Below are 10184 nucleotides of genomic sequence, written 5' to 3' on the forward strand. Positions count from 1 at the left end.
TCATTGAAGATTTAATCGCCAAGAAAGTCAGCGCCATCAGTATCGTGCCAAACGATGCCGATGTGCTGGAACCGGTATTCAAGAAAGCGCGCGATGCTGGCATCGTGGTATTAACCAACGAATCTCCAGGGCAGCCTAGCGCTAACTGGGATATCGAAATCATTGATAACGCCAAATTCGCTGCCGATAACGTGGAAGAAATGGCAAAAGCCATGGGCGGCAAAGGCGGCTATGTGATTTATGTGGGTAGCCTGACCGTACCACAACATAACCTGTGGGCCGATTTGTTTGTTAAATACCAGAAAGAGCATTACCCGGAAATGTTTGAAGTGACCAGCCGTATGCCTGTTGCTGAGAGCATTGATGACTCACGCCGTACCACACTGGATTTGATGAAAGCACACAGTGATTTGAAAGGTATTGTTGCTTTCGGTTCACAAGGCCCGATTGGTGCAGGCCGTGCAGTGAAAGAAAAACGGGCGAAAAACAATGTCCATGTGTTCGGCATGATGATCCCCTCTCAGGCCGCATCGTTGGTGAAAAGTGGCGATATCGCCATGGGCGTGACTTATGACCCAGGCTCTGCCGGTTATGCCTTGACTGCCGTGGCGGATAAAGTGCTGAAAGGCGAGAAAATCGAAACCGGCATGGAGATCCCAGGAGTAGGTAAAGCGGAAGTGGATCAAGCTAAGCACCTGATTCAGTTCCACAATGTGTTGCGAGTTACCAAAGATAACGTGGATTCACTGTATTGATTCACTGAATTATTGCAGAGCCGGATGCCCTGTCCGGCTCTGATATTTATACCCGCTTGGATCAAGAGGATGTAGGATCTATGCAGCCATTTATTACCCTGGAAAATATCAGTAAAACCTTTTATGGCGTCAAAGCGCTAAATAAGGTGGCTATGACCCTGTTACCCGGAGAGGTACATTGCCTTGCAGGGCAAAACGGTTGCGGCAAATCCACACTGATCAAAATTATCTCCGGTGTTTACCAACCCGATACCGACGCCACGATGACTATTGATGGCAAAACCTATTCAACCCTGACTCCCATAGAATCTGTCCGGCTGGGGATTCAGGTGATTTATCAAGATTTATCATTATTCCCCAACTTGACCGTGGCTGAGAATATCGCCATGAACCATTATCACCATCATCTGTGGGTGAATAAACGCCAGATGCGGGAAACCGCCGAGCGTGTCATCAAGAGTATTGATGCCCATCTTAATCTGGACGAATTGGTTGAAGACCTCCCCATTGCCCAGAAACAGTTAGTCGCTATCTGCCGTGCGCTGGCGCAGGATGCCCGGCTAATTGTGATGGATGAACCGACTGCATCTCTGACCCGGCAGGAAGTTAACGGCTTGCTGCGGGTGGTGCATGAACTGAAATCACGCAATATCTGCGTGGTATTTGTCAGCCACCGGTTGAGCGAAGTGCTGGAAATTTCAGACCGCATTACCGTGCTCAAAGATGGTCATTGGGTCGGAACCTACCCTGCCGCTGAAGTTGATAACGCACGGCTGGCCTGGCTGATGACCGGCATGAAGTTTGATTTTCAGGTGCTGCCACCGTATAGCGCTTCACTTTCGCCAGTGCTGGCAGTGGAAGAACTGTCCCGTGGTAATGAATATCACGATATCTCACTGACATTGCATCCGGGTGAAATTGTCTCACTGGTCGGCTTATTGGGTTCTGGCCGCACAGAATTGTGCCTCAGTCTATTTGGTTTAACTGCACCAGAGTCAGGTACCATTCGTATCAATGATAAGCCGATGTATTTTACCAGCAACCGCGATGCTATTGCCGCAGGCGTGGGTTATGTCTCAGAAGATCGCATGAGTACCGGGCTGATTATGGAGCAATCAATTCGCGACAATATCAGCGCCACCGTTTTACATCGGCTAAAAAATACTTTCCACCTGATGCGTGCAGAGCGAGTCGATACATTGGTCGAAGACATGGTTAAGCACCTGTCTATCAAAATCGGTAATAGCGATTTGCCGGTCAATACCTTATCTGGCGGTAATGCACAGCGTATTGCCATCGCCAAATGGCTGGCAACTGACCCACAAATATTGATTCTCGACTCGCCTACTGTGGGGGTGGATATCGCCAATAAAGCCGGTATTTATAATATTATCAATGCGCTGGCAGCACGGGGGATCGCGGTATTAATGGTGTGTGATGAGATTGATGAAGCTTACTTTAATAGCCACCGTATTTTAGTGATGCGGTCAGGGCGGCTGGTGCAGGAGTTCTTGCCAGGTAACAGCAGCGAAGCAGCCATTGCGGAGGTAGTAAATGGCTAACCCCCATGCACTCAATAAATCTGATGTTGTTAAAACAGGTCTATTCAATAAAGAACATCTGAAACGCCATGAAGTGATGTTGGCTTTCACCATATTGATTATTTCGACTTATCTTGCTTTCACCAGCCCCGATTTTCTGACGCTCGCCAATATTTATGACTTGATAAATAACTATGCCATGTTGACCATCTTGGCCTGTGGCTTATTTATCGTGTTGATTTCTGGCGGTATTGATATTTCATTCCCGGCGATGACCATTATCTCGCAATATGTCATGGTGACATTAATTGTGAAGTTTGGTGGCAACTTCCCGGTAGCTTTCGCATTAGCCGGTGGTATCGGCTTATTATTGGGGTTAATTAATGCGCTGTTAGTTAATCGCCTGCGCGTGCCGTCCATCATTATTACCATTTCCACACTGAATATATTCTACGGGTTGTTGCTGTATCTCAGCCGGGGGATTTGGCTGTATTCCTATCCCGAATGGTTCGAACATGGGCCAATGCTGTTCTCCTTCACCGCCGCCGATGGCTATGACTATGGTCTTTCGTTACCCATATTGACATTACTGGCGACTATTATTGTCACGGCTCTGCTGATGACACGCACCAGTATTGGCCGGCAAATTTATGCGCTGGGCGGCAATCAGGAAGCGGCTTCCCGCATGGGGTTCAGTATCCTCAAGCTGCAACTGTTTGTTTATGGCTATATGGGCTTTTTATCCGGCATTGCCGGTGTGGTGCAGTCCTATACCGTTTTGACGGTCGCTCCCGACTCATTGCTCGGGTATGAACTCACTGTGCTAGCAGCCGTGGTACTGGGGGGCACCAGTATTGTTGGCGGGCGCGGCACCCTCACTGGCACTTTGCTAGGGGTGATTTTGCTGGCGATATTGCAAAATGGTTTGAATTTACTGGGTATTTCGTCGTACTGGCATACCGTGGTCATCGGTCTGGTCATTGTTATCAGTATCAGTGTGACCGCCTGGGGCCAACGTCATAAGGTAGGGATATAACCATGTCGAAAACTACTCAACGTGATCATACCGAGCGCTGGCTGGTGGCACTTCTGGTGCTGGTTGGCGTCGTGTTCAGTGTGCTTATCCCGCAGGTATTCTGGTCTGCGGCCAATTTCCAATCCATTGCCTCACAAATTCCTGTCGCAGGAGTATTAACACTGGCCATGGCAATTACCATGCTGACCGGCGGTATCAACCTATCAATCATTGCTACCGCCAATGCCAGTGCGCTAGTGATGGCCTGGGTGTGTACCCATCTTGAGCCCACATTCAGTTCCATGATATTGATGTTGTTTGCGGGAGCTTCGATTGCTTTGGTGGTGGGGCTTATCAATGGAGTGCTGATTTCAGTTGTCCGCGTCTCACCGATTTTGGCGACACTGGGCATCATGACCTTGCTCAAAGGCGTGAATGTACTTATCTCCAAAGGATCGGCGATTTCCAATTTCCCTAACTATGTACTGGCATTGGATCGCAGCTATTTTCTCGGGGTTCCGGTACCACTTTATCTGTTTGCTGCGGTGGCGTTGGTTATTTGGCTTATTTTGGCCAAGACCCCGCTTGGCCGCCAGATATACCTGTCCGGTTCCAATGAGAAAGCCACTTTCTTCTCCGGAATTAATACTCGCCGCACGTTGATTTGGGTGTACGTGATTTCATCGTTACTGTGTGCCGTCGCGGCCTTGTTGATGATGTCCAAGCTCAACTCGGCCAAAGCCTCCTATGGCGAATCACTGTTACTTATCACTATCCTGGCGACGGTGTTAGGCGGGGTTAATCCTGATGGCGGGTTTGGTAAGATTGTCGGCATTGTGCTAGCACTGTTCCTGCTACAAATGCTGGAGAGCGGGCTGAATATCATGGGCGTGAGTAGTTATATCACCATGGCATTGTGGGGTTCGTTACTGCTGGCGTTTATCTTTGTCAAAGGTGCGAAAATTCCAGCATTTCGTTTCTTGCGGCAGAATAAACCCTCAAGTTAGTGTATTGATAGAAAATAATACATTGATAGAAAATAATACATTGATAGAAAAAGAAAAGGCTGGCACTTGATGCCAGCCTTTCTATTAGAAGCAAACCTATTGATAAGCTCAGTGAACGAAGGGGTTACCGCACCTAGGGGCACTCCGGCGACTTACGTCGCTACGACCCCAACGGCACGCTTCCCCTTCATTTGGCTTTGTCAACAGCTGGGAAACGCGACCCTATGTCGGGTGAATATTACTTAACTTCGCCCATCGCTTTCAGTTTTTTCGACAACTCACGGCGTTCTTTAGACAGATCAGCGTTTTTGATGATGTAATCATCTACACGATCTTCATAGTCACCACGCATGTTAGCGATAATGGCCTGAACCTCTTCGATGCTCATCCCGGGCTTAATGTATTCACTCAGGTTATCGAGCAACAGAACGCGTTTTTGGTTATCACGGATTTTCTTTTCGTTATCAACGATTTCGCGCTGCAACTTGTTTTTGCGACGGAACATACGCACAAACTCCAAAACGTCCTGGAAAGTTGGTTTACTTGCATTATCCATTTTCATACCTTCACTTAAGTTTTACACAAATTCAATTGCTGGTAACCAGGCTAGCTGCACCATACCGCTTTGCCGCACCTGGTGACAAGATTCATTGAGTTATCTTACCTGCTTTACCCACCAGACAGAAATTTCATCTGCCTTAAGACCCGATAGATCACCTGCGTAAGGTCATATTAATCAGTTCATCCAATTCCTCAAGCTGTTTGGTTAACTCCATGCTCAGCCAAACATAACCATAAATCGGTGTTTCAATCTGCCGCTCTTGCTTTACGGCCAACATCAATGATTTCAACTCAGTAGAGATTTCACCCAGCTCACCGGCAACTTCGCGCTCACGGGCTGGGGAACCATCGCGCAAACTGTCACTTAATGTATTTAGGGTACGAATCGTCATCAACTGAGTACTGCGCAGGCCTTTCGCATTGAGCATAATAAAATGACTTTCCCGCGATGACCAATAGGCATCCACCAGCAATTCCAGCGTGCAAATCAGATTGCGGCTTAATGTCTGGATAGCCTCAAAAACATCTTTATTAATATGGGATTCTTTACTCGCAGGCGCAATAAAAGTACGCATTTTAACTGATTGATTGAGCGCGTTTTTTAATTTCGGCTCAAGCCGTGGGCGCTCAATAACATTGGGTGATAAATAAGCTGCATAGATTTGGCTGATGGCGCGCAGATTATCACTCATCTGCATGCGCCAATGGGTGAAGGCACGTTGTGGATAGACACTGGTAAAAACCAATGCCAATAATGAACCAAAAATGACATCACCACTGCGCCACAGGGCTGTGGTCATATCCCCCGGAGCTGACCCACATACCACTGCCAGCGTGATACCAATCAGCAAAGCCATATAGGGGCGCTTCCCCAAAGTCAGGTAACCACACAGGAACATGACGACCCCACACCAAACCAGCATCAGTGTGAGCGAATATGACTCAAGATAAAGGGCTATCAGGCCGGAAATTGCACCAAAAACCGTCCCACCAATACGCTGCATGGCTCTGGATAACACATTACCCCAATACGATATTGGCCCCATGACCACCACTAATGTGATCAGCGGCCAAGTGCCTTCCGGGACGGCCAATAAACGGATAATCAGGAACGTTAGGATAAAAGCTAGCGTAATACGCAAAGCATGGGTAATGCGGTAATGGGTGTAAATCAGGTTATCCAGTGGCGATATTTTTTTATTCAGGCGCACAACAGACCTATTTCCAATAAGATACCAAAAGTTAAGTCTAGCTGAGTTATGACACTCTGGCATCGGATTAACCGTTACCAAAAGTAGCAGAAATAAATTGCGGGGATAAATATCCCCCGTCAGGTATCACCAGACGGGGAAATAAGCTTATTTAAAGTCAACCGCCATTTGTTGCACAATAGACAGGCCAAAGCTGGACTCAACACAACAGGCAATATAATCAGTGAAACGTGGCGACTGAGGCATCCCCAGGTTGAGCAAACGCTCATTGCTGAAGCGCACGCTCAGCATGGCAAAAGCGCCGTATAAGCGCATAGCTTTTAGCATTAAGCGCTCATTGCAGGGGCCGAAAATCCCTTTCAATTGGTTACGCATTTGGACCAATGCACCATATTCTACCTGACGATAATCCGTCCCCATGGGTTGCTGGCGCGCCGCAGAAGACATCGCCTGATCAATCTCAGCAAAGCTGACACTGCCCTTCTCGCCAGCTGAAATATGATAGATATTTTCGGGTAAGTTTGGATGCAGTAGAATGCACACTAAAGCATCGGCACAATAATCGACTGGAATAACATCGATATAATCATCTAAAGAGCACATGAACTTGCGCAGCATTAATGCCATGCGAAATACCCAAAATATGCTGCTAGACGGTTGGCAACCCAGCCGGGTATGTCCGACTACAATCGATGGTCGGGCAAAGACCAAGGGTAGCCCTGGGCATTCTTGCGCCAATAAGCGCTCAATTGCCGATTTAGATTTGGTATATTCCACCAAATGCGCGTCATCCTCTGCCGATAAAACCTGCTCGCTGACCACAGTATCGGCATCAGGAGTGCAAGACATCGCCGTTCCCACATGGATGAATCGTTGTAAACCAACAACCTGCGACATTCTTTTGCCAAAGGCTAATGTGCCATCGACATTCACTTTCCAGATTAACGGATTATTACCGAATGACGCGACGGCAGCACAATTAATAACATGTGTCACCCCATCAATACGCGAGTCATTAATAAAACTATCCGGTTCAGCCAAATCTCCTAATAAAACATGGCTAACATCAATTTTATTCAGCAGCCCATTAGGGAGGTAGAACTTTGCCATATTCTCTCTAATACGGGAGAGCCCCTGTTCCGGTGTATTGGCCCGGACTAATAATAAATAATTAAAATCTGAGTTTTCCAACAATAGCTTTTCGAGCACAGCTCCGCCCAGAAAACCTGTGGCACCGGTTAACAGAAGTGTTTTCACTATGAGTCCTACTTATTATATTCAGTAGGCGGATTGTATGAATAGCTAAGTAAACGGCAGGTAAATATTAGTGAAATCGACACACTTTAGCTGAAACATAATTATTTCAAAATAAATCCTGACGTCTCCCCCCACCTGAAATGATATTCTAGTGCTAATGCCATGGGCCTCTGCGGCTTACCACGGGTCGCGGCTCATCATAAAGAATAGCGATACCCAAAATAATTCGAGTTGCGGGAAGGCAGCCAACGCACATGCAGCTTGGAGTATGACGGGTATATGAGAATTAAGGGTTAAACCGCATAATGTCAGATAAAAACAAGCAACCAACTTTCTACATTCATGATTATGAGACTTTCGGTCAGCGCCCCGCGTTAGACAGGCCAGCGCAGTTTGCCGGGGTACGTACCGATTTAGATTTCAATATCATTGAAGAACCTTTGGTGGTTTACTGCGCTCCTGCAGATGACTACCTGCCGCAGCCGGAAGCCGTGATGATAACCGGCATCACCCCGCAACATGCCTTAGCTAATGGGGTGAATGAAGCCGAGTTTGCGCGCCAAATTCATCAGGCTTTTAATGTGCCCGGCACCTGTATTCTGGGTTACAACAATATTCGTTTTGATGATGAAGTTAGTCGTAATATTTTCTACCGCAATTTCTATGACCCCTATGCCTACAGCTGGCAAGGGGGGAATTCTCGTTGGGACTTGCTCGATGTGATGCGCGCCTGTTACGCCCTGCGCCCCGAGGGTATTATTTGGCCGGAAAACGAAGAGGGTTTACCTAGCTTCAAATTGGAGCACTTGACCAAAGCCAATGGCGTCGAGCATTTACACGCCCATGATGCGATGTCCGATGTGTATGCCACCATCGCCATGGCAAAGCTGGTCAAGCAAGCACAACCGCGGCTGTTTGATTACCTCTATCAGCACCGCAGTAAACACAAAATAAACGCATTGATTGATATTGCAGATATGACACCGCTGGTCCATGTATCTGGCATGTTTGGTGCCGCACGGGGTAACACCAGTTGGGTTGCGCCGTTGGCATGGCACCCTGAGAATAAAAATGCGGTCATTATGTGCGATCTGGCGGGTGACATGTCGCCCCTGCTGGAGCTAGACAGCGATACATTGCGTGAACGGCTCTACACTCGCCGCGATAAACTCAGTGCCCAAGATGCCGCCGTGCCATTGAAACTGGTGCATATCAATAAATGCCCAGTACTCGCCCCCGCAAAAACCTTGCTACTGGAAAATGCCGATCGTTTGGGTATTGATCGCCAACGTTGCCTACAAAATTTGCAATTATTACGGCAAAATCCGCAAATACGCGAAAAAGTGGTCGCTCTATTTGCTGAAGCCGAACCGTTTACCGTATCTGATGATGTGGATGCCCAACTGTATAACGGTTTTTTCAGTGATGCCGACCGCGCCACCATGAAAATCATTTTACAAACTGAGCCACAAAACCTACCTGCACTCGATTTGACCTTCCAAGACCCACGGTTGGAAGCATTGTTGTTCCGCTTCCGCGCACGTAATTATCCCAATACCTTGACCGACAGTGAGCAACAGCGCTGGTTAGAACATCGTCGCGAAGCGCTTAATCCAGAAAAAGTACAGGACTATGTGCTGCAACTTGAGCAGTTTTATCACCAGTATGAAGACGATAAAGAGAAGTTGGCACTGCTGAAAGCCCTGTTTGACTATGCCAGGGATCTGGTGAGCTAACCCGACCAGTAATAAATAGCCAATAAAAAACGGAGCCATCTTCAGGCTCCGTTGAGGTCACACAGTGAGTGAAGGGTTTACCGCACCTAGGGGCTTACGCGACTACGACCCCAACGGCACGATTCCCCTTCAGTTGACTTTGTCGGCCATCTGAAACGGCATAGCAACACCGTTACTGTGCCAGTTCACCATTAAACTGTGGCAGTGCCTGACGGAATGCACGGGTTTTCCAGACCATATAAAGCAGGCCAATTGCACCCCACACCAAGCCCAGCGTCATTGAGCTACTTTCCAGGTTCATCCACAGCACACCAACCGTTCCTGCACCAATCATAGGCAGAATCAGGTAGCTGAAATGATCCTTGAACGTTTTGTTACAACGCTCACGGATATAGAACTGTGAAATCACTGACAGGTTAACGAAAGTAAAGGCCACCAGCGCGCCGAAGTTAATCAATGCCGTTGCTGTCACCAAATCAAACGAGATAGCCGACAACGCGACACCACCAACCAACAACACGTTGATTGCCGGGGTACGCCATTTAGGATGCACGTAACCAAACACTTTCTCCGGGAATACCCCGTCGCGCCCCATCACATACAGTAAACGCGAAACACCGGCGTGTGCGGCCATACCTGATGCCAGAACCGTGACACAGGAGAAGCACAGAATAACTGACTGGAAGAATTTACCCGCAACAAACAACATGATTTCAGGTTGTGACGCATCAGGATCAGTGAAACGTGAAATATCCGGGAAATAGAGTTGCAGGAAATAAGACACCACAATAAAGATCACGCCGCCAATCAATGCGGTCAAGAAAATCGCTTTCGGGATCACTTTGCCCGCATTCGGGGTTTCTTCAGACAGCGAACTGATGCCATCGAAACCAAGGAATGAGAAGCACAGTATCGTGGCCCCGGTTATCATCGGCACCAAATGGGCATTTTCAGAATAGAACGGACGTGGGCTAACCAATGTGCCCGCACCTTCCCCCTGATAAACACCATGAATCAGCAGCCCCATGAATACCACCATGATTGCCACCTGAACCACAACAATAACCGAGTTCAAGTTGGCTACCACGTTGATGCCACGCA

General features: G+C 47.8%; 9 protein-coding genes. 5 read left to right on the plus strand and 4 right to left on the minus strand.

Translation table 11 applies throughout. The features are described 5' to 3' along the window. The 4 genes from ACNSO8_RS03930 to ACNSO8_RS03945 all read left to right on the plus strand — a co-directional run. The coding region (locus ACNSO8_RS03930) for a substrate-binding domain-containing protein (protein ID WP_418393890.1) at window positions 1-755 on the plus strand (755 nt) is incomplete at its 5' end. 80 nt (window positions 756-835) lie between these two features. After that, a complete protein-coding gene (locus ACNSO8_RS03935; protein WP_418393891.1) occupies window positions 836-2317 on the plus strand; it encodes a sugar ABC transporter ATP-binding protein in 1482 nt (493 codons plus the stop codon). Between the two features lie 76 nt (window positions 2318-2393). Next, entirely contained in the window at window positions 2394-3332 is a 939-nt protein-coding gene (locus ACNSO8_RS03940) for an ABC transporter permease (RefSeq protein ID WP_418393897.1), read from the plus strand. A 2-nt stretch (window positions 3333-3334) separates the two neighbouring features. Further along, window positions 3335-4318 (plus strand): ABC transporter permease, encoded by a 984-nt coding sequence (locus ACNSO8_RS03945; protein WP_418393892.1) that lies wholly within the window; start codon window positions 3335-3337, stop codon window positions 4316-4318. 238 nt (window positions 4319-4556) lie between these two features. On the opposite strand, the gene tmaR is transcribed toward ACNSO8_RS03945, so the two are convergent. From tmaR to ACNSO8_RS03960, 3 genes are all read right to left on the minus strand, one after another. Further along, the gene (gene tmaR, locus ACNSO8_RS03950; RefSeq protein ID WP_002217522.1) at window positions 4557-4874 is read right to left on the minus strand and encodes a PTS system regulator TmaR; all 318 of its coding nucleotides are present in this window, start codon (window positions 4872-4874) and stop codon (window positions 4557-4559) included. A gap of 157 nt (window positions 4875-5031) precedes the next feature. Next, window positions 5032-6090 (minus strand): FUSC family protein, encoded by a 1059-nt coding sequence (locus ACNSO8_RS03955; protein ID WP_418393893.1) that lies wholly within the window; start codon window positions 6088-6090, stop codon window positions 5032-5034. A 147-nt stretch (window positions 6091-6237) separates the two neighbouring features. Further along, window positions 6238-7347 carry an SDR family oxidoreductase gene (locus tag ACNSO8_RS03960; RefSeq protein WP_418393894.1) on the minus strand — a complete coding sequence of 370 codons (1110 nt, stop codon included), beginning with the start codon at window positions 7345-7347 and terminating at the stop codon, window positions 6238-6240. A 305-nt stretch (window positions 7348-7652) separates the two neighbouring features. Between ACNSO8_RS03960 and sbcB the strand changes: the two genes are divergently transcribed. After that, window positions 7653-9083, plus strand: a complete 1431-nt coding sequence (sbcB, locus tag ACNSO8_RS03965) for an exodeoxyribonuclease I (RefSeq protein WP_418393895.1) — start codon at window positions 7653-7655, stop codon at window positions 9081-9083. Window positions 9084-9255: 172 nt separating this feature from the next. On the opposite strand, the gene ACNSO8_RS03970 is transcribed toward sbcB, so the two are convergent. Continuing rightward, window positions 9256-10184: APC family permease (locus tag ACNSO8_RS03970; RefSeq protein ID WP_418393896.1), on the minus strand; the 929-nt coding region annotated here is incomplete at its 5' end.

The organism is Yersinia sp. LJYL362, from assembly GCF_048323875.1.

Bases quoted from the DNA above. Each gene is read 5' to 3' on its own strand.
- ACNSO8_RS03935 (WP_418393891.1), top strand. From the start codon at position 836: ATGCAGCCATTTATTACCCTGGAAAATATCAGTAAAACCTTTTATGGC.
- ACNSO8_RS03940 (WP_418393897.1), top strand. From the start codon at position 2,394: ATGTTGGCTTTCACCATATTGATTATTTCGACTTATCTTGCTTTCACC.
- ACNSO8_RS03945 (WP_418393892.1), top strand. From the start codon at position 3,335: ATGTCGAAAACTACTCAACGTGATCATACCGAGCGCTGGCTGGTGGCA.
- tmaR (WP_002217522.1), bottom strand. From the start codon at position 4,874: ATGGATAATGCAAGTAAACCAACTTTCCAGGACGTTTTGGAGTTTGTG.
- sbcB (WP_418393895.1), top strand. From the start codon at position 7,653: ATGTCAGATAAAAACAAGCAACCAACTTTCTACATTCATGATTATGAG.